The organism is Variovorax sp. LjRoot175, assembly GCF_964253805.1.
In the GTDB taxonomy this organism is placed as follows: Bacteria; Pseudomonadota; Gammaproteobacteria; order Burkholderiales; family Burkholderiaceae_C; genus Variovorax.
On the sequence record NZ_CAXURY020000002.1, the window covers coordinates 331,889 to 350,026 of the forward strand.

Annotated in this window: 19 protein-coding genes; 7 read left to right on the top strand and 12 right to left on the bottom strand. The window is 64.4% G+C overall.

Annotation, left to right across the window (positions count from 1 at the left end):
• Positions 1–71: 71 nt before the first annotated feature.
• Together ACSQ89_RS31520 and ACSQ89_RS31525 are read left to right on the top strand one after the other, a co-directional pair.
• A complete protein-coding gene (locus tag ACSQ89_RS31520) occupies positions 72–1,184 on the top strand; it encodes a substrate-binding protein (protein WP_436294309.1) in 1,113 nt (370 codons plus the stop codon).
• A gap of 15 nt (positions 1,185–1,199) precedes the next feature.
• Entirely contained in the window at positions 1,200–1,874 is a 675-nt protein-coding gene (locus ACSQ89_RS31525) for a glutathione S-transferase family protein (protein ID WP_436294310.1), read from the top strand.
• Between the two features lie 19 nt (positions 1,875–1,893).
• Here ACSQ89_RS31525 and ACSQ89_RS31530 read toward each other — a convergent pair whose 3' ends face one another.
• Positions 1,894–4,053, bottom strand: coding sequence for a hypothetical protein (locus ACSQ89_RS31530; RefSeq protein ID WP_436296808.1), 2,160 nt, complete (start codon positions 4,051–4,053; stop codon positions 1,894–1,896).
• A gap of 962 nt (positions 4,054–5,015) precedes the next feature.
• On the opposite strand from ACSQ89_RS31530, the gene ACSQ89_RS31535 reads away from it, so the two are divergent.
• The 4 genes from ACSQ89_RS31535 (at position 5,016) to ACSQ89_RS31550 (ending at position 8,447) form a co-directional block, all read left to right on the top strand.
• On the top strand, positions 5,016–6,134 hold the full coding sequence (locus tag ACSQ89_RS31535) for an IS110 family transposase (protein ID WP_436296809.1): 1,119 nt from the start codon (positions 5,016–5,018) through the stop codon (positions 6,132–6,134).
• A 285-nt stretch (positions 6,135–6,419) separates the two neighbouring features.
• On the top strand, positions 6,420–6,761 hold the full coding sequence (locus tag ACSQ89_RS31540; protein WP_436294313.1) for a hypothetical protein: 342 nt from the start codon (positions 6,420–6,422) through the stop codon (positions 6,759–6,761).
• A gap of 316 nt (positions 6,762–7,077) precedes the next feature.
• A complete protein-coding gene (locus tag ACSQ89_RS31545; RefSeq protein ID WP_436294314.1) occupies positions 7,078–7,581 on the top strand; it encodes an O-acetyl-ADP-ribose deacetylase in 504 nt (167 codons plus the stop codon).
• 320 nt (positions 7,582–7,901) lie between these two features.
• Positions 7,902–8,447, top strand: coding sequence for a hypothetical protein (locus tag ACSQ89_RS31550; RefSeq protein WP_436294315.1), 546 nt, complete (start codon positions 7,902–7,904; stop codon positions 8,445–8,447).
• Positions 8,448–8,721: 274 nt separating this feature from the next.
• On the opposite strand, the gene ACSQ89_RS31555 is transcribed toward ACSQ89_RS31550, so the two are convergent.
• A complete protein-coding gene (locus ACSQ89_RS31555) occupies positions 8,722–9,402 on the bottom strand; it encodes a redoxin domain-containing protein (RefSeq protein ID WP_436294316.1) in 681 nt (226 codons plus the stop codon).
• Between the two features lie 465 nt (positions 9,403–9,867).
• Between ACSQ89_RS31555 and ACSQ89_RS31560 the strand changes: the two genes are divergently transcribed.
• Positions 9,868–10,077, top strand: coding sequence for a hypothetical protein (locus ACSQ89_RS31560; RefSeq protein ID WP_436294317.1), 210 nt, complete (start codon positions 9,868–9,870; stop codon positions 10,075–10,077).
• A gap of 326 nt (positions 10,078–10,403) precedes the next feature.
• On the opposite strand, the gene ACSQ89_RS31565 is transcribed toward ACSQ89_RS31560, so the two are convergent.
• The 10 genes from ACSQ89_RS31565 to ACSQ89_RS31610 all read right to left on the bottom strand — a co-directional run bounded on the left by ACSQ89_RS31565 (position 10,404) and on the right by ACSQ89_RS31610 (position 18,130).
• Complete coding sequence (locus ACSQ89_RS31565; protein ID WP_436294318.1) at positions 10,404–10,598, bottom strand: hypothetical protein; 195 nt, start codon at positions 10,596–10,598, stop codon at positions 10,404–10,406.
• A 523-nt stretch (positions 10,599–11,121) separates the two neighbouring features.
• The gene (gene tnpB / locus ACSQ89_RS31570) at positions 11,122–11,508 is read right to left on the bottom strand and encodes an IS66 family insertion sequence element accessory protein TnpB (protein ID WP_436294319.1); all 387 of its coding nucleotides are present in this window, start codon (positions 11,506–11,508) and stop codon (positions 11,122–11,124) included.
• Entirely contained in the window at positions 11,505–11,867 is a 363-nt protein-coding gene (locus ACSQ89_RS31575; RefSeq protein ID WP_436296810.1) for a transposase, read from the bottom strand. Before ACSQ89_RS31575 ends, tnpB begins: the two co-directional genes overlap by 4 nt.
• A gap of 208 nt (positions 11,868–12,075) precedes the next feature.
• Positions 12,076–12,294 carry a hypothetical protein gene (locus tag ACSQ89_RS31580; RefSeq protein ID WP_436294321.1) on the bottom strand — a complete coding sequence of 73 codons (219 nt, stop codon included), beginning with the start codon at positions 12,292–12,294 and terminating at the stop codon, positions 12,076–12,078.
• Between the two features lie 233 nt (positions 12,295–12,527).
• The gene (locus ACSQ89_RS31585) at positions 12,528–12,965 is read right to left on the bottom strand and encodes an SgcJ/EcaC family oxidoreductase (RefSeq protein ID WP_244504023.1); all 438 of its coding nucleotides are present in this window, start codon (positions 12,963–12,965) and stop codon (positions 12,528–12,530) included.
• 232 nt (positions 12,966–13,197) lie between these two features.
• Complete coding sequence (locus ACSQ89_RS31590; protein ID WP_436294322.1) at positions 13,198–13,650, bottom strand: hypothetical protein; 453 nt, start codon at positions 13,648–13,650, stop codon at positions 13,198–13,200.
• Positions 13,651–13,752: 102 nt separating this feature from the next.
• Complete coding sequence (locus tag ACSQ89_RS31595; RefSeq protein ID WP_436294323.1) at positions 13,753–14,373, bottom strand: 2-hydroxychromene-2-carboxylate isomerase; 621 nt, start codon at positions 14,371–14,373, stop codon at positions 13,753–13,755.
• Positions 14,370–15,365: a Bug family tripartite tricarboxylate transporter substrate binding protein gene (locus ACSQ89_RS31600; RefSeq protein ID WP_436294324.1), complete on the bottom strand. Its 996-nt coding sequence runs from the start codon at positions 15,363–15,365 to the stop codon at positions 14,370–14,372. Before ACSQ89_RS31600 ends, ACSQ89_RS31595 begins: the two co-directional genes overlap by 4 nt.
• Positions 15,366–15,384: 19 nt before the next feature.
• Entirely contained in the window at positions 15,385–17,262 is a 1,878-nt protein-coding gene (locus ACSQ89_RS31605) for an AMP-binding protein (protein WP_436294325.1), read from the bottom strand.
• Between the two features lie 25 nt (positions 17,263–17,287).
• A complete protein-coding gene (locus tag ACSQ89_RS31610) occupies positions 17,288–18,130 on the bottom strand; it encodes an SDR family oxidoreductase (RefSeq protein WP_436294326.1) in 843 nt (280 codons plus the stop codon).
• Between the last annotated feature and the right edge of the window lie 8 nt (positions 18,131–18,138).

Below are 18,138 nucleotides of genomic sequence, written 5' to 3' on the forward strand. Positions count from 1 at the left end.
CCCCGGCGCGCACAGTGCCTACACCCCGCGACAGGGCCGTACCCATCCACCATCCGCAAGGAGATCCCATCGTGAGCCAAGCATCCATCAAGATCGGCCTCGTCACCGACCAGACCGGCCCACTGTCCTTCCTCGGCATTGCCAACGCCAACCTCGCCCGCCTGGTGGTCGACGAGATCAACGCCGGCGGCGGTCTGCTCGGGCGGCGCATCGAGCTGATCATCGAAGACAGCGCCACCGACGACAAGGTGGCCGCCGCCAAGGCCGCCAAGCTGGTTCAGGGCGATCGCGTGGACGTGATCTTCGGCGGCATCTACAGCTCCACCCGGCAGGCGATCAAGGGCCCGGCCGTCGTGCAGGGCAAGAAGCTCTACATCTACCCGGAGCAGTACGAAGGCGAGGAGAGCGACCCGCTCATCTTCTGCACCGGCCCCGTGCCGGCACAACAGGTCGATTCGCTGATCCCCTGGTTGATGAAGCACACCGATGCTCGCCGGTTCTACCTCCCGTCGGCTGACTACATCTGGCCGCACGTGATCAACAAGCGGGTGCGTGCCGCGGTCACCGCGCACGGCGGCTCGATCGTCGGCGAGGAGTATTTCCCCGTCGATCACGCGGACTACCGCAGCACGGTCGACAAGATCATGTCCAGCGACGCGCAGGTGGTCTTCAACACCACGGTGCCGCCCGGCGTGGCGCCGTTCCTGCAGCAGCTGTACGAGGCCGGCTTTACGAAGCGCGGCGGCCGGATCGTCTGCCCCTACTTCGAGGAGAATCTTGCAAGCCTGCTGCCGGCCGAGCATGTCGAGGGGCTCTACAGCTGCCTCGACTACTACCAGGCCGTCAGCGACCCATTCAGCACGGCGCTGCTGCGCCGCTACGACGAGCGATTTCCGGGCAGCGCCAAGTTCACCGCCGGCAGCGCCAGCACGGGGCTGTATCGCGGGCTGAAGCTCTGGGAGGCGGCCGTGCGGGAGGCCGGCACGCTTGATCAGGCGGCGGTGATCCGCGCACTCGACCACGCGCGCATCGCCGAAGGACCGGGCGGGGCCGCCGAAATGGTGCCCGGCCAGCATCACCTGCGGCTTACCATGTACGTCGGCCAGGTGCAGGCCGGGCGGATGAAGGTCATCGAGAACCTCGGCGTGATCGATCCCAACGAGCGCGTGCAGAGCGCGCAATGAGCTAGGAGACCTGAGATGAAGCTCTACTACCACCCCGCTTCCACCGCGAGCAGGCCCGTACTGCTCTTCGCTGCGGAGAGCGGTATCGATCTCGACCTGAATGTGGTCGACATCTTCAAGGGCGAGCACCTGCAGCCGGCCTATCGTGCGCTCAACCCGAATGCGCTGGTGCCGATGCTGGAGGACGGTGATTTCCGCCTCACCGAGAGCTCGGCGATCCTGAAATACCTGGCCGACAAGATCGACTCGCCGCTGTACCCCAAGGGCCTGCAGCAGCGGGCCCGCGTCAACGAGCGCATGGACTGGTTCAACACCCAACTGAGCCGCGACTACTGCTTCGGCCTGGTGTTCGCCCAGCTGCTGCCGCACCACAAGCGGCGCAGCGACGAGGCGCAGGCCGGCACGGTGCAGTGGGGCCAGGAGCGCTCGAAGGTGTGGCTGCAAGTCCTCAACGACCACATCCTCGGCCCCGGGCACAACTACGTGTGCGGCGATGCGATCAGCATCGCGGACCATTTCGGCGCCGGACTGCTCACCTTGGGCGAGGTGATCGGTTGCGATTTCACGGCCTATCCGTACGTGCAGGGCTGGCTGGCGCGCATCAAGGCGCTGAAGAGCTGGAAGTCGGTGAACGCCACGCTCGACGGGGTCACCGCCGCGCACAAGGGCGAGTCGTTCGTGACCGTGTGAAGCGCCGGGGCGCGGGCGCTCAGAAGCCGAAGTCTTCTTTCGGCACGGCCCGTGCCTGCTCGCATGTGCGCTGGAAGTCGTAGGGCACTTCGCTCGCGCAGTCGGGCCACTTGCCGCTGGCCAGCCAGAACTCGACGAGTCCGAGCCGGGCGCACAAAGGCGCGAAACGCCGATCGTTGCGCAGCTCGGGCATGCTGGCCTGGAACAGCAGCGCGGTGCGGCAGCCGTCGGGCCCCATGATGTCGTCGGCATGGCCGGCCGGCCCCAGGCGTGCGGCGTCGGCGGCGACGTAAGCCTCGTCCACCAGGCCCAGGTGGGCCGCGTACACGAGGCGTGACACGTCGACCCGGCCCGTCTTGCGAACATGCGCCGCGAGCTCCTCGCGCCACGCACCGATGTGCTCGGGCGAGGGGTCGCGCTTGGCGCGGATGAAGGGCAGCCCGTCCTGGAACTCGCGCAGCTGGCGTTGCTCGGCCAGCGCGAGCAGCCGGTCCACCGCGGCCCAGTCCTGCTGGAATGCGTGGGCACGCAGCAGGCTGGACACCGGAAAGCTCATCGTGGGCATGCGCTCCACCAGTTCCTCGAACACGGGAATGGCGTCGGCGATATGGCCTGCCGCCATGCGTGCGAGGGCGAGGAGGTTGGCCGACATCGGATCCAGCACATCGAGCTGAAAGGCCTGCTCGGTGGCCGTCAGCGCCTCGCGCATCCAGCCGAAGTGGCGCAGGCCCCAGCCGATGTAGCGCTGCCCGTCGCCCGTGCCGGGTGCGCGGCGCAGACGAACGAGCGCGGCATCGGCCTCGACGAAACGCCCGAACGGCGCGATCACGAAGTACTGCCCTGCCATCGCGTCGAGGTTCTGTGCATCGAGCGACAGCGCGCGCTCGGCTTCGCGGTTCACCTGCGCGGCGCTGGCCGCGCGCTCGGCGAACGGCTGGTAGAAGCGCAAGAAGGCACGCAGATAGGCCAGCCGCCCCCATGCCGCGGCGAACTGCGGTGCGCGCGTGGTCACCAGCTCCAGCACGCCGACGTGGGTGCGCAGTTCGTCGGGCGCGTAGCCCTTGGGCCTCGATCGGAGGTAGAGGTCGTACACCGCCGGCTCCACCGTCGGGGCCGGCGCGCTGGCGAAGGCCTGATCGAGCGCGCGGGCGATGTTCTCGGAGATCTCGTCCTGCACGGCGAAGATGTCTTCCACCCCGCGCTCGAAGCGTTCCGACCACAGCGTGGTCTGCGAGGCGGCCTCCATCAGATGCGCGCTGACCCGCAACCGGGCCGCTGCGCGGCGGATCGAGCCGTCGAGCACGTGGGTGCAATGCAAGGCGTTCGCCGCCTCGGCCTTGCGATCGCCGCGGAACTGGAAGCTCGACGTGCGTCCGATCACCTTGAGCTGGCTGCCACGCGATACGCGCTGAATGATTTCCTCGCTGACGCCGTCGGAGAAGAACTGCATCTCGGGGTCGTTGGACAGGTTGTCGAATGCCAGCACGGCGAGCAGCGGTCCGGCGGCCGGCGCGGCGGACGTCAACGATGTGGCGGCCTGGGCCACGCGCTGCGCCTTTTCCGCGCTTGGAGGCGGCGTCAGCGCGTCAGCGCCGGCGGTGGCCACTTCGCAGACCTCCACCGGATCGTCAACGCCGGCCATCCGGTACGGCCCGTGCACGGCCCAGCGCAGCGCGGCCTCGTCGGCATGGCCCACCGCACCCCGGCGCGCGAAGTCGTAGGCCGTGCGTGTCATCAGAATGCGCCCCTGGCCGGCGAGCGACATGACGCGCGCGGCGATGGCCTTGGCCAGGCCCTCGACCTCCAACGGCTTGGCGCCTCGCGCGACGTCGGCGGCCGCGTTCTCGCGCAGCACCACCTCGCCGAGATGAATGCCCACGCGCGAGGCGAGGGAAGTCCTCGACTGGGCGCCGAGTTCGAGCAGCTGCGCCTGGTAGGCAAGCGCGAAGCGCACCGCCTCGACCGGCCGCTCGAACAGCAGCAGGAACCCGTCGCTCTTGTCGATCTCGCGGCCGCCGTGGGCAGCAAGCAGGTCACGCGCGATGCGGTCGTGGCGTGCCATCAACTCGGCCGCAGCGGCGTCGCCCAGGCGCTCGACGAGGTGGGTGCTGGCGACCAGGTCGCACAACAGCAGCGCGCGGATCGCGGGGGAGGATGGGCCGGGTGCGGGAGTGGGCATGCAGGGGTCCCTCGATCGAGACCACCGCGCGGTAGCCGCGTCAGGGCACATCTTCGCACAGGAGCCTGCCAGGTCAGCGGCGCATGGCCGTTGCGAGCGATTCGACGTCCGAATCAGGGGAACACCAAGCGTCGAGCGCGCATCCTCGAAGCGGAAACCGCGCTCGACGAAGTCGCGAATGTTCTGTTTCGGAAGCGCCGTGTTTCGGCTCTGGGGTCGAGAGTGCGAGTTCGCAACTTTCGAGTGTGGCCGTTCGGTTGCCGTGTTTTCCCAGTCGTCGATTGACCCCTACCAATGACCGCTTCCGGTGGGCTCTGAGTCGCCCCGCAAGTTCCGCGGACGCCCAGGCCCAGGGTGGACCGACCGGTCGCTCGGAGACCGCCACGGGCTGCAATGGTTCGAAAGCGGCGTCGAGCGGCTGCTTTCTGGCATCCACGTTGAATGCTGTTGATGGCCGCATTCTGACCTAGGCCGCCGAGGCAGCGACGCGCCCGGCTCAGCAGTCCTCAGTCGCGACTGATGAATGCTGCGGCAAAAAGCATCGCACCTGCCGCGAACCAAATCCACGCGATGCCGCCTTGGCCAAACTGAGAGTGCGCCAGCGTCTCCAGCCATCCCCAACGTCCGGAAAAGGGAGGGCGCTTTGGATTCATCCATTCGACCGCTCCCATCGCCGCAGCAACGCACCCCATACCAGCCCAGAGCTGCCACTTCTGGCGGCCTTCCCATCCACCTCTGGCTTGGAGCGTCGAAGGTGAGCCCTCCTTCGGCCTCCCCATTCGCTTCCTGTCCCAAACCATGAAAGCAAGGAGCGCCAGGAAGGGGGCAAAGAACGGCAGCAAATCTAGACATCATGGTCGCCGTCCCATAGCAGGCGGCCGGTCTCCAACATCGTAGATTGCGTCCAAAGACGTAGAGCTACATGCTGTGACTTGCGTCGTCAGCAACAAAGGAGACCGACCATGGAAGAGCGTAGCAAGATTCACGTGGGTTTGGATGTCCACAAGGACAGCATCAGCGTGGCGGCGGCCGAGCCAGATCGAGCGCCCGGGCGCTTGATCGGCAAGGTCCCGCACGACGTGAACAAGCTGCTGAAGGTGCTGGCCAAGGTCGGCACCGCCGAGCAACTGCACATCGTGTACGAGGCCGGCCCGACGGGCTTCGGTTTGCAGCGAGCGCTAAAGGCCAAGGGCTACGTCTGCGAGATCATTGCCCCATCGCAGATTCCGCGGCGTCCAGGCGACCGAGTCAAGACCGACACACGCGACAGCGTTCAACTGGCCGAGTGCTCGCGCGCCGGCCAGTTGAGCGCCGTGTGGATCCCCGATCCAGACGATGAAGCGATCCGTGACCTGTCGCGGGCGCGCGAAGACGCGGTCCACAGTCGCGTCCAGGCCCGCCATCAGCTCAAGGGCTTCTTGCTGCGCCACGACGTGCGCTACAAGGGCAAGACCTCGTGGTGCGGTGCCTACTACCGCTGGCTGGGGACGCTGAACTTCGGCGCCGGCGCCGCCCAGACCGCGTTCACCGAATACTGGCAAGCCGTGACGGCGGCAGACGATCGCGTCGATCGGCTGACGAAGGCGCTGCAGGCCTCGATCGCTGGCTGGCGCTTCGAGCCGGTGGTCGGTGCGCTGCAGGCACTGCGGGGTGTCGCCGCGATCACGGCGATTGGCCTGGTGGCCGAGATCGGCGACCTCGGGCGCTTTGCACATCCGCGCAAGCTCATGGGCTATCTCGGGCTGGTTCCATCTGAGCATTCCAGCGGCGAGCGCACGAGCCGCGGCAGCATCACCAAGACGGGTAACGCGCATGCACGCCGGCTACTGACCGAGGCCGCCTGGAACTATCGCTTCAAGGCGCGCATCTGCAGACAGGCGCAGATTCGACAACAAGATTTGTCCGAACCGATACGAAGGATGGCCTGGACGGCGCAGCTGCGGCTGACCCAGCGGTTTGCCGCTTTGAATGCGCGTGGCTTGCAAGCCAACAAGGCCTGCGTCGCGGTCGCCAGAGAGCTGGCCGGCTTCGTCTGGGCCATCGGCATGCAGGCGCAGCGCGAGAAAGTCGAGGCAACCTGAAGAAACGCAGAAACCCGGATCGATCTGGCGATGCGATACGAGCCACGATAGGGCAACCCTCGGCACTCCTATAAGGGCACCGCAAGGCAGATCCCCGACGCTAGAGCGAGGCAGGCCCGCGACGAATCGATGAAGTGCTGGTAACCAATCCGCGGATATGAGTCTGATTCATCGTCGCTGCAACTCTCGTGTCGCATCACCCGATCGATCCCAACACACACCTACACCCCATAACCATGCAGTAGCGCTATTGACAGTGGCGACCATATGAGGAGTAGCAGGAGCATGGGTTTGACCGCATCTAGTCAGGGGGTGCGCGCACGTCTCGAAGGTCTGATATTGGCCGGATTTTGCCGTTCGATTCCGCTGGCGCTCGGGCGCATGCCGTACCTCTCCCGAAAGGACCTGCACCTGTTCCGTGCCGTCCTGCACACGCGTGACTGCGACATCGCGGCATGCAAGTGCACGAGCTTCTTCCATCACCACGCTTCAGGTGTGATGATCCCCGAAGTCGACCAGTTCAAGTGGGTGGACATCGCCGATGTACCGGCTTTTGCTGCCAAGTCGATGACCGCACTGCTGCGGACGCTGCCCGGCTTCGAGGCGATGTCGTCGCCCGAGAACTGAGGGCCGCAGTGTCATGTATCAAAGTATCCCGGTGCGGCAGTGTGCAGCGACGCACCCTCGAGTTCTCGTGCACAGCACCCGCTGCTCGAGTCAACGGGCGCGCAAGCCCGCTCAATACTGCACCGCAAAACAAACGGCGCCAATGAGCGCCGTTTGAGTGCCTACAGACGACTGCACGCCGGTACATGCCTCACGCCTGATTGTTGGCTCACCCGCAGGTGGTGCAAACGCCCGATTGCGGCGGACGCGCTTGGCCATCATAGTCCTCAAATGGCGTACAGAGCGCGCCACGGAAAAGGACTGGAGGAGCAGTGCAATGGCAGCAAAGCTGCGTGCAATCAAGGCGGACATCACGAAGTTGCAGGTTGACGTTATCGTCAACGCTGCGAACTCGAAATTGCTCGGCGGTGGCGGCGTCGACGGCGCCATTCACAGTGCTGCGGGTCCCGAACTACTCGAGGCGTGCCGTGCACTGGGGGGCTGCGCCGCCGGCAACGCGAAGCTGACGAAGGGGTTTCTGCTGCCAGCGAAGCATGTCGTGCACGCGGTAGGACCGGTGTGGCAAGGCGGCAAGCAGAATGAGCCCGAGCTGCTCGCCTCGTGCTATCGCCGTGCGCTCGAGCTTGCGTCGCTGGTCGACGCCAAGACCATGGCGTTTCCGTGCATCAGCACTGGCGTCTATGGCTATCCCGTCAACCAAGCGGCGCGCATTGCAGTCGCCCAGGTGCGGGCGTACGTCTCAGAAAACGGTGAGCTCGAGGAAGTAGTTTTCTGCTGCTTCTCGGACAAGGACCTCGCTGTGTACGAAGCGTTGTTGTAATCGCCGGCACGGTCCTCGGCGGCGCCTCCTCCGATGCGTCGTCATGATGGTTTGGCGTGCTTGCGGGAACCAGCCAGAAATGCTGGAAGGGAGGCCTCAACTTTAGCCGCCGCGCCGTCGGCTGGAGCGCCGCCTTGTGGCTAAATCAGAGGACCGTGACGAAGGGCCGGTATTGGCTGCATTCTGCCCTTCCCGCTGAACCCAAGGGGGAGTAGGCGGCCTCCCGAGAGGACCCATGCGTTGCAACGCCCAGTAGCGCCAGCCGATACTGCACAACTCGGACGATGGCAGGCTAGCCCGCCCTCAGTACATTGCGCGGCATGACATCGCATACCCCACGAGCTACCGAGGAAAAGGCCTTCCAACGCGCCGACGGCATTGACGAGGACCGTCATCACCGCAGCTCGCGACGACCGCCTGCCTGGTTCAAGCTCTTGGTGCTCGGGTTCCACGTGCTCGCAGCCCCTGTTCTGCGCGGTCGCAGTTACCGCCGTCGTGGTGCTGCCAGCAGGGTGGAGGCGCTGGACGAGTTCGATGAAGTGGACTGGGGCTGCGCGTCGGCTAGCAAAAGCGAGCGGCAAACGCCCGGTGATTGGGTCTTTCCGAGCTTCTTCCTGTGCATGGCGGTAACCGCTCTGCCGTTGATAGGCACTCGCTGGACCACGCCGGAGGGTATGGCGACATGGTCTTCCTTCGCGGACGCCCTGGTGTTTTCACTTCCAGTCATTGTCCCGCTGCCATTCCTCTTCCTGGGCTGCCTGGGAACGCTGGCCTTACAGCCCGCGTCGCGAACGCCGGCAGCGCTCGCCTTCCTTGGCACGGCCATGCTCCTCGGGCTTGCGGGGATACACGCCTTGCTGGCGTAGATGTCGGTGCCTTCAGCCGCGATAACGAATCCACCCAGCCTCAGGCGAACTTCCTCCAGCACCTCGTGAATGTCTTGGCGCCGCAACTGGCCTAACGAAGGGCCGGTTGTGGCCGACAGCGGTATTCGGCGCTCGCATGTCACGTACAGCACCGGGCTCCCTTGCGGTCCATCGCCCTCGATCGCTCAACGGCATATGGAGCAAGCAACGGTTGCTGCATATGGCCAGAGGCTGCTTCCTGGCAGCAAAACAGTGGCGGGTGATCCGCCGTAGGTCAACGTCCAAGGCTGCCAGCGGCGGCAATGATCTCCGCCGCATTCGGGAAGATGGAGAGGCTGTTCGGCCCGTCGGGCGCCTCGATCTGCACCCAGCCGACGATGCCGGCCGCATCGACCAGGAAGTGTCCGACGAGCTGAGTGCCGTGGTTCGCGACGATCGCCTTGTCGGCTTCTTCAAGCTCGAAGCCGTCCTTGGCGTTGAGTGCGGCGAGGGCTTCCAACGGCTGTAACGGTTCCGGCAGCTCACCGGTAGGGTTGATGCGCGACGCGACGAATTCCGCCATGCTTGCCTGATAGGGCCATTCGGGCTGCTCAAGGCTGCCATCGGGCAGGAACTCGCCACGCGGCACGCCGAAGGCCTGGTGCGTGACGCATTCCGGGTCGCACAGAAGCGTGACCGGCGTCGGCCGGTGGCGGAAATACAGGCGGGCGTTGCCCAGGGGCGTGTTGATCACTGCCACGGTCTCTACGCCGGCCGCATGCAAGGCCGGCTGTACGCCTGCAAGCTGAAGCACCTGGCGCCGGCAGAACGGGCAATGCAGCCCGCGATAGAAGCCAATCAGGAACGGGCGACCACGCAAGCTGTCGAGGGAGACCATTCCTTCGAGGTTGGCCGCCGGAAGCGCGAACGCCGGCGCAAGTTCTCCCGGTCGCAGCGGGCGTCTCTGGTCTCCCATGGAATACCTCCTTTGGGTGTTGTTGTCGTCGAGTTGAACGACGCATTTCGACCGTATCACTTGTCGAAGGAAGGCACAACGCTCAACGTCGAGTGTCGCGTCCGCCTCTCAGCCTAGGGCAAGCGGTTGGATAGCGTGCCGATGCCCGATCCTGGCGACCATCGTCCGTTTCGATTGCGGGACGCGCCCTGCCCAACCTTGGTGGTGGTCTCCCAACAGGGCGCGATCACGATGCCCGTTTTTCTCATCGAATCAACCACTTGCGCGCGCCGCCGTCAAAGTTGAGCCTTAATCTTGATGGGATCTCGGTCTAACTATGAACGAACTCAGCCGGATGCAGGGAAGCGCGTCGCGCAGGCGTACAGTCGCGTATAAGCATGTCGATTCGGTGCGTGTCTTGGCTACTGATGGCGGCGTTACCCCGCCCATCGCGGTATGCACCAATGCTTTCACCGGAGTGTGCCCATGAGCGAAAGATCCGCAATCGACGAAGCACGCTTTTCGCAAGCCGTGCAGCTCGTTGCCGCAGCCGTGTCCGCCAATTCGCTGAGCAGCGATCGGAGCTTTGATGCGCCCACTCACCAAGACGTCATTCGAGTGGCGCTGATTCGCGCCTACCAGACGCTTGGGGACGCCCGTGACGAGATTGAGGGTCATGTGCGCAGTCCGGATTGACCTGGTCCAGCCTACGCCTGTGGCGGCCGCAAAGGGGTACGGGGGAATTGAGCGACCTTGGGCTATTCAGACGCCCCTCGGATCTTTGTAGCTCATCGCGGACCGGTTCACTCGCCTCGCTGTCAGCTGTCAATATCGCTGCACAGCGTCTCATCAAGGATGGGCACCTGCCCATCGAGTAGCCGCGTTCGGGCCGCTTGCACTGCGGCCTTGTGAACAACCTCCACCACGCTACGTCCGCTTAGATAGTCGGCGACCAAGCCCTCAGCGGAGAGCGCCTTCGCTGGTCCCTGAGCCAGATCCCCCGACGGGGCCGGTGTCTGTGATCAATCGGCGTCTTCCGGTGCAAACGCCAGCTCAAGCTCGTCGAGGGCCTTGCGGGCGAGGCGCAGCGCTTCCACGACCTGTTCGGGCGTCGCCGGCGGCATGTGCGGGGCCGCGTGCAGTGCGTTCTTAAGGCGCTCGCAAGCGGCCTCCCACATCACGATCCCGCGCCGCCGCGCCATGTTCAGTTCCGTCATCCGACGTTCCATTCCCGGCAAGGCCGAGAGCGACCAGTGTGCGCGCTCTAGGGACGTTCGTCGCTCGGCGCGCGATGCGGCCCCACTCGCATATCCGCCAGGGACTTCAAACTGCTCAAGGGCTTCAGCCACTCAGAGACCGCCTTCACGGGTGGCATCGCCCGCAAGCGCTCGTCGAGCCACAGTTCCGCCGCTGCGTCGTCGAGCTGATCAGGGTCCACGGTGCGCCACTGGCGCCGACCTCTAGCTCAGCCTTGGCAATCCAAGCTCCGCCGTTTGGCGCGTCGCGTGGTCTTGACTGGCTGTTAGCGGGGTGAGGATCCGCCCCGGGCGGTGATTCCGTGGGGATCATGAATGGTTAGCCGGCCAGGTAGTTGCCGGTGGTGACCGACCGCTGATGGCCGCATTCTGCCCGTCGGCTCGGACACGAACCACATGTACCCGATGAAGCTTCCGACTGCGACGACAAGCGGCCTGCACTATTTTGTGAAATAGCGAACGGCCCCGTACGCGACGAGTCCGGCTAGAACGGCCATGAAAACCTTGAAAGGGCGATCTGCGCCACGCGCAGCGCGTCGGGCTGCCAGGTGCGTTGCGGCATACGCCAATCAATGCCCTCCAGCAGCATCGACAGCTGCGCAGGCGTCAGCGACACCGCGCCGCTGTCGGCCTGCGGCCAGACGAAGCGGCCCCTCTCTAATCGCTTCGTGAACAGGCATAGGCCCTGGCCATCGAACCACAGGCACTTGATGATGTCGCCGCGGCGGCCACGGAAGACGAACACGTGACCGCAGAATGGGTTGGCCGCCAGCGCTGTCTGCACCATCGCCGCCAGGCCATCGAAGCCGCGGCGCATGTCGGTATGGCCCCCCGCAAGCCACACGCGCGTGTTGGCCGGCTGCCCGATCATGACAGCCCCCGCAGCGTGTGCAGCACACAGCGCACGTTGGACTCGTCAACCTGGCCGTGCAGGCGCACGCGCGCGCCGCCGATGTCAATCTCGATGATGCCCACGGGCTTCGACATGGTTGAAGGCGTCGCTTCCGGCACGGCCGCCGTCACCTCAGCTGCCACATTCACCGGCACCAGCACGGCCTGCGAAAGGTCATGACCCCTGTCGCGCGCGGTGTCCCGCGTGTTGATCCCGTTCTCAAGCGCGATTCCCGATACCGAAGCGCCAGGCCGCATGCAGCGCTCGACGAGTTCGCGCTTGAAGGTGGTCGTGTACTTGCGACGCGTGGACTTGGAGTGTGGGTCTTGCGAAGACATGGTGTGCACCTGTTGCGTGAAGTGCACACCATCCTTCGGCGAGCACGATCACTCGATCGTGCTCATACAGTACGTCGCGTTCAAGAGGGCCTCGGCCGCACGCTTACTCTCGAAGCCAGCCTTGCGCATCAACTCGCAAAGCCGTGCGACCGAAACTGCGTAGTACCTTGAACGCATCACGTGGGTCTTCACCTGGCCGGTGGCCAATTCATCTGAAGAAGGACAGGTCGTAGTGGTCGCCATCGAAATCCCAGACTTGGAACAGCACGTAGCGCTTGCCGTCTTCGACCCGCGCTCCGTAGTGCTTGACTAGGTTCGTGCCGCGCGCTTCCTCGTCATAGTCCCTGACACTGATGATGCATCCGCCGCCAGGGCGCAAACACGCGACGAACTGCCGAAACGCAAGTAGCAGGTCGTCGTCGGTCAACAGGTGCGGAACCGAGTTGTCACACGAAATGTGCCAAATTCGGACGGTCGCCAGCGGGCCCTAAGCGGTCAGACGCGAGGACTACTCTCCATGACGGCATGCGCCCAAAGCGAAGTGGCTGGAACCAAATCCGGTGATGAGGACAGGCAGGACCTTCCGGGGTCAATCGCTTCGCGATTCAACGCCGGCTTGGCCAGGGCATGTCCGCTCGATGGATAGACCCCACCGGTAATTTACTTCTCCGGCATGGCCGAAGAATGGTGGCTGGTGATTAGCCATTGACTACCGTCCCACTTGTAGGTGTACGTGTACCGCGCCTTGACGACAGCTCCCGTCTTGGCGAACGTGAAGGTATATAGGCCAGCATCCACTGCCGTGGTGCAACCTATCTCTATTGTTCTGAAGTCAATGCGGCCGAACGGCTTGTTTTCAAGAAAGTGTTCAAAGTAGTCTTCCTTTTGCGCCGCATTGAGACGCGGTGTGTTGGAAACGGTGGGAAGCAGGACCGATTTCTCCGCATAATTTGCAACCACCTTGTGCGCGTCGCCAGTTTGCAAAGACTGGTTCCAGCGGTCAAACAGCGCGGCAACTTCCCGCTCGCTGGTTGCCTTGCAGACTTCGGTTCGCGTAGATGTGGAACCCGGTGGATTTAAGGCGCATCCTGCAAGCACGGCGCCCGCGGCCAAAAGCGAAAATGCGACATCTTTCTTCACGGATGCTCCTTTTCGGTCTGGGAACTCGGCTGTAGGCGAAGTAGGGGGTTTAACGAATATATTCATAAACCGCAAACGGGTGAGTCGGTAAGTCGGCTCACGCGGGCCAGCGACCGAGCCCGGTTGATGCATCCCGAGCAGGCGATACAGAGGTTCTGTGAGCTTACCGGTCAACCCCGTACAGAGAAACTCAGGTAATTGCCAATGACAGGCCGGGCCTCTCATCGTCCCAGGCCATTGCGCTCATCTTCCACCCTGTGGGCGTCAGAATGAACTGGGTCGAAATCATCCCACGCGCCGTGAAAGAGCGTCCATTCATGGTTCCAGACTTCGAGTACGCGCTGAAGCGGTGCGCGATATTGCCGAAGATTTGCGTTACCTCGGAAAGCTCTTCTTCTAGGAACCTCGTCAGTTCGCCCTTGCGGACCATGGTCTCCCTTGGCTCGATGAATTCCTGAACAGTAGAGATTGCAGGCGTGGCTCCCACGTTCTTGATGAGCAAACCGGACTTGATGAAGAGCGACCGGATGCGCTCATAGGCTGGTGGGCTGCTGGCGGGTTCAAACGACACAGCGCCGAAGAACTCGGAAGTCAGACGGTCGAGTTCGGTCTTCACAGACTCGGTGGTTTGCTGATTGCCCATGGCGCCCTCCTAGAGGAGCTAGATTCTGCGCTGCTCGTCGACAACAGGCCAGCGGGTCAGGTTTGCGAACGCCGCCCGTCCCGCGACCGTGAGTCTGCTTGATCACCATCCGCCAGCGGCGAGCCACTCTTCGACAACCGGCAATTTCTCCAAACCGAAGAACGGCTCTCCATCCACGATGAAGTAGGGCGAACCAAACACGCCGCGCTGGATCGAGTCATCGACATTGCGCCGAAGGAGCTCAGCCGGAGTTCCCTCGGCGCGAGCCGCCTCGAAGGCGGGCCACGACAGCCCGGCCTTTCTTACACACGCGCTCAGCACGCTGTCCTCCGAGATGTCGAGACAGCGCACGAAGTAGCTGGTAAAGATGAATCCGGCGAGCCGTTTGGCAGCTGCCGGATCGATCCCCTTTGCCCAGGCGAAGGCGCGTCCAGCCTCCACAGGGCGGGACGTTGGAGACGTGCTGGGGCGTTCGAATGCAACTTGATGCTGCCTGGCATAGCGTTTGGCATCGTTGATGACATATGGACCCTTCAGCGGAAGCTCGACGATGGGCGGCAGACCCATCACCTTGAGCACACTGACGCCCACCAGCATCGATGTCCACTCCACCTCGCGGCCATAACGTCGGGCCAGCTCGTCGATTCGAAGGCTTGCGAAGTAGCCGAAGGGGGAAATGAAGTCGAAGTAGAACTGGATCGGCGTTGCGGTTTGCGCCGTCATTTAGCTTCCAGCTTGATCGATCTGGCGAGCCGCCGGAGCTTCTCGGTGCCGTCGCCATAGAACTTCGCTGCTTGCTGCAGCGTCAGGCCGGGGTCGGGAACGCTGGTGCCGTTCTCAGCCGAGAACTTGAGGTACTCCGGGGTGCGAATCGCATCATTGACGGCGGCGTTCACCTTCTTTGCCGCCTCGGCGGGCAACGTGGCAGGGCCGAACAGGCCCAACCAGACGGTGTGGTGCAAGCCCTTCATCTGCCGGGACTCGTCCACCGACGCGACTTGTGGGAGCTGGGGATTTCGCTTGGGGCCCGTCAGCGCGATGGGCTTCACCCGGCCTGAATTGATGAGGCCCACAGTCTGTCCGGCCACGGGCAAAAAGGCGAGGTCGACCTGATTGCCGATCAGATCGGTGACGACGGGTCCCATACCCCGGTAGGGGACGTGCAGCAGTTTCCCGCCGCTGCGATTCTTCAGGTCCTCTCCGATCAGGTGGTAGATCGACCCGTCCCCGAAGGAGGCGTAGCTCAATTCCGTGCTGGATGCGGCGCGCATGTGCGCCACGAGGTCATCCAGGCTGTTCAAGGCCGGCCCCGGGCGCCCCACGATGACGAATTCGGCTTGGCCCATGTAGCCCAGCAGGCGCAGATCTTCAGGCTTGTATCGCGCCGACTGGATGGCAAGCGGTGCCAGCACCGTGTCGCTCGCGGTACCGAGAAACAGGACGTGCCCTTCAGGCGCCGCATTCAGCATCTTCTGCACGCCGATGGAACCACCGGCACCTGGCACGTTCTCGACGATGACGGTCTGTCCCCACGACTTCTGAAGGTGCGGTATCGCGACCCGGGCGGTGACGTCCGTCGCGCCGCCGGCGGGAAAGCCGACCACGACGGAAATGGTGCGCGAGGGAAACGGCGGGCTCTGGGCCCGAACGCTTCCGAAAGGCAAAAGCGTAGCTGCGACGGCCGCTGCGGCGGTCCGCCTGTTGACGGTTTTCAAGGTGATCTCCTGGTTGCGATCAGGACGGGCTTGCCTGGGAGCTTGCCCACTCGAGGGTGAGCAGATAGCCCTTCAAGTCGGCAGCGATGCGCTGACGGGTTTCGTGGGAGGAGTCCTCCTCGGCGGCTGCCAACTCGATGCACACGACCAAGCCGCGGCCGGGTTCCTCGCGCACCGTCAGGGCTGCGATCGATTCATCCTGGAGCACCTCCAGCAAGTGCTGCCGTGTGCAGTCCTGCCGCAGTGCGGGCTTGTAGATCTTTCCCACGGCGGTCATGGGCAGTTGCTCCAGGACGAAGAGCCGCCGCGGGAGCGCGGGCGGTTCATTGATGGTGACCTTGGCGAAAGCCAGCAATTCGTCCTCCGTGACGCTAGCGCCTTGCCGCAACGTGACATAGGCCACCGGCACTTCGCCCGCGTAGGCGTCCAGCATGCCCACCGCGCCCGCATCGGCCACTGACGGGTGCCGCATCAGGCACTCTTCGATGACAGCCGGGTCGATGTTGTGGCCGCCGCGGATGATCAGGTCCTTGGCGCGACCCGTGATGAACACACGACCGGTGGCGTCGACGTACCCCACGTCTCCGGTGATGAGCCAGCCGTCCTCGGTAAAGAGGCTGGCGGATTGCCCGGCGTCCTTGTAGCCGGGCGTCACGTTGGGCCCGCGAACCACGAGCATGCCCGCCTCACCCGGCATGCAGGAGCGGCTCGAGGCGCTTGTTCCGGCCAGCGCACGCGCCTCGACTTCGCAGAACGGTATGGGGCACCCCGCGGACCCCATGACCCGCGCGCGGGACACCGGGTCGACGCAGATCACGCCACCGGCTTCGGTCATGCCATAGACCTCACGCATGGGCTTGCCCGTGAGCAGCTCCATCTGCTCGGCGACACTGCGAGGAAGCAAGGAGGCACCGCAGATGTTGATGCGCACGCGGCTCAAGTCCGCGCCTTTCGGATCGACCTTCACCACGGCCGAGAGCGCCGTGGGTACGCCGCCGACGATGGTCGTTCCGGTGCGCTCCACGATGCGCCAGAAGTTGGCGACGATCTGGGGGTTGCGAAATCCGGCTGGCGAGAGGATCACCACTTCCGCGCCGGCAACGAACATGGCCAGGCTGCAAAAGATTGCGGATGCCACGTGGAACATCGGCAAACCGTTGACGATCACATCGTCGGTGCAAGCGCCTACCGCCCAGGCGCCTCCGTAGGCAGCGGCCAGCTGGTTGCGATGGGTATGAATGACCAGCTTCGGCGCACCGGTCGTTCCGCCCGTGTGGAAATAGGCGGCGACATCGTCTGGCTCGGGCAGGTCAGAAAATGCCAGTTGCCGCGAGTTCGACCGCAGCAGATCCGCCAGCAGATGAACCTTGGCGCCGCTGGCGGCTTTCTCACCTCCCACCTGGATCAGGGCGCCGATCGCCGGCACCAGCGCTCTTACCCGCTCGGCCTTGTCCCAGATCTCGGTGCCCGGCAGAGGTCCCAGTGCCACCAGCGCCTTGACACCGGCTGCCCGGCAAAGGCTGGCGATCTCCTCGGCCTTCAGCAGCGGGTTGAGCGGCAAGGCCGACGCAGCCGTCGCCGCGCCCCACAGCACGAACTGCGTTTCGACCAGCGACGGCAGCATATAGGCCACCACGTCGCCCCGCCGCAAGCCGAGAGACCGGAAGGCATTCGCCGTCCGCGCGATCCCCTCCACCAGTTCCGTATAACTGACCTTTCGCGGCAGGGCTTCAGGTTCCGTGCCGAGGAAGGTGATGGCTGTCTTGTCGACGCAGCAGCGCCTTTGCGTGCGCTCGATGGCATCGAACGCGTTCGTAGCCTGAATCCAGTCTTCGAAGCGCGTTCCGGAGCCGGGTGTATCGATGGTCGGCAAGGCGACGCCGGGGGTGCTGTTCATGCTGGTCTCCTTTCTTGTGCAGATTTCAGGCGGCAGCGCTGGCGGCCTGCGCGACAGAATCCTTCAGCATCCGTCCGAACTCCAGGGAGCCGACGGCGGAGAAGCCGCCATCGATCGGAATCACCACGCCATTGATATAGCGCCCGGATTCGCTGGCCAGGTACAGCGCCAGGTCGGCGATCTCCTGCTTGAATGCGCCACGTCCGGACGGAATGGACTGCAGCAGCCTGGCCCAGCTTTCCTGGCCCTGCGGCGCGAGCCGGACCATGCCTTCGGTATCGGCCACCGGGCCCGGCGCTATGCCCACGCATCGGATTCCATCCTCGGCCCACTCCACCGCCAGTGTGCGAATCAACATGTCGATGCCGGCCTTGGCGGCGCACACATGGGCCTGGGCGTAGGTGGGCATGCTGGACTGGACGGCGGAAATGGCCAGCACCAGGGCGGATGGCTTGCGAAGGAAATCGTAGGCGGCGCGTAGCGCATTGAAAGTCCCGACCAGATCGGTGTCGATGACGGCACGAAAGCCGTTGGAACTCATCCCCGTCGCCGGCGCGACGAAATTTCCGGCGGCGCCGGCGACCACGATGTCGATCGGGCCAAACGCCGCGTGCGCCTGCTCGACGGCGTTTCGTAACGCCTCATAGCTGCGCACATCCGCGGACAGCCCGATCGCATGCCCGCCGACAGCCCCGATCTCGGCAGCGGCATCGCGCGCCTTTTCCTCGCTGCGGCCAACGATCGTCACTGACGCCCCGGCAAGCGCGTAGGTGATCGCGATCTGGCGGTTGATGCCGCTGCCGCCGCCCGTGATGAACACGGCCTTGTTGCGCAGGAGGCCGGGTTGGAAGGTGTGGTGGATGCTCATGGCGTTCC

Coding starts and splice junctions, on each gene's coding strand:
- ACSQ89_RS31550 (WP_436294315.1), top strand. CDS start 7,902: ATGACATCGCATACCCCACGAGCTACCGAGGAAAAGGCCTTCCAACGC.
- ACSQ89_RS31590 (WP_436294322.1), bottom strand. CDS start 13,650: ATGGGCAATCAGCAAACCACCGAGTCTGTGAAGACCGAACTCGACCGT.
- ACSQ89_RS31565 (WP_436294318.1), bottom strand. CDS start 10,598: ATGACGGAACTGAACATGGCGCGGCGGCGCGGGATCGTGATGTGGGAG.
- ACSQ89_RS31540 (WP_436294313.1), top strand. CDS start 6,420: ATGGGTTTGACCGCATCTAGTCAGGGGGTGCGCGCACGTCTCGAAGGT.
- ACSQ89_RS31555 (WP_436294316.1), bottom strand. CDS start 9,402: ATGGGAGACCAGAGACGCCCGCTGCGACCGGGAGAACTTGCGCCGGCG.
- ACSQ89_RS31575 (WP_436296810.1), bottom strand. CDS start 11,867: ATGTCTTCGCAAGACCCACACTCCAAGTCCACGCGTCGCAAGTACACG.
- tnpB (WP_436294319.1), bottom strand. CDS start 11,508: ATGATCGGGCAGCCGGCCAACACGCGCGTGTGGCTTGCGGGGGGCCAT.
- ACSQ89_RS31610 (WP_436294326.1), bottom strand. CDS start 18,130: ATGAGCATCCACCACACCTTCCAACCCGGCCTCCTGCGCAACAAGGCC.
- ACSQ89_RS31525 (WP_436294310.1), top strand. CDS start 1,200: ATGAAGCTCTACTACCACCCCGCTTCCACCGCGAGCAGGCCCGTACTG.
- ACSQ89_RS31545 (WP_436294314.1), top strand. CDS start 7,078: ATGGCAGCAAAGCTGCGTGCAATCAAGGCGGACATCACGAAGTTGCAG.
- ACSQ89_RS31560 (WP_436294317.1), top strand. CDS start 9,868: ATGAGCGAAAGATCCGCAATCGACGAAGCACGCTTTTCGCAAGCCGTG.
- ACSQ89_RS31535 (WP_436296809.1), top strand. CDS start 5,016: ATGGAAGAGCGTAGCAAGATTCACGTGGGTTTGGATGTCCACAAGGAC.
- ACSQ89_RS31605 (WP_436294325.1), bottom strand. CDS start 17,262: ATGAACAGCACCCCCGGCGTCGCCTTGCCGACCATCGATACACCCGGC.
- ACSQ89_RS31595 (WP_436294323.1), bottom strand. CDS start 14,373: ATGACGGCGCAAACCGCAACGCCGATCCAGTTCTACTTCGACTTCATT.
- ACSQ89_RS31530 (WP_436296808.1), bottom strand. CDS start 4,053: ATGCCCACTCCCGCACCCGGCCCATCCTCCCCCGCGATCCGCGCGCTG.